Below are 308 nucleotides of genomic sequence, written 5' to 3'. Positions count from 1 at the left end.
GTCTCGTGGGCTCGATCCGATCCATTGGCTCAGGCCCACTCGCAAAGGTTGTACGCTCCGGAGATCAGCGCACTTACGGCGTTTCGGGCCTGTTTCCTGGCAAGGGCTGGCGGGACACCGAAGTGGCTCGAATAGTAGGTCGCCAGTTCATCGCTCGCGTCACGAATGAGCGCCGTGTGTCCTGCGATGAAATGCGGCTTGTCGACAGTGTTTCCTGACTTGCCGTGCTTCTCAACCTGCGCATTGGGACTGTCGGCGAGCGCTGAGGACTTCCATAAATCAGCGTTGTGCAAACGGATGAGCAACAG

At 58.4% G+C, this 308-nt stretch carries 1 protein-coding gene; it reads right to left on the bottom strand.

Annotation, left to right across the window (positions count from 1 at the left end; genetic code table 11):
- Nucleotides 1-29: 29 nt before the first annotated feature.
- Nucleotides 30-308: hypothetical protein (locus HX774_RS19515; protein WP_178829039.1), on the bottom strand; the 279-nt coding region annotated here is incomplete at its 5' end.

Source organism: Brevundimonas sp. P7753, from assembly GCF_013386595.1.
Lineage (GTDB): Bacteria > Pseudomonadota > Alphaproteobacteria > Caulobacterales > Caulobacteraceae > Brevundimonas > Brevundimonas bullata.
The sequence above is the reverse complement of the archived record's forward strand: the minus strand, read 5'-3'. Positions and strand labels throughout refer to the sequence as shown.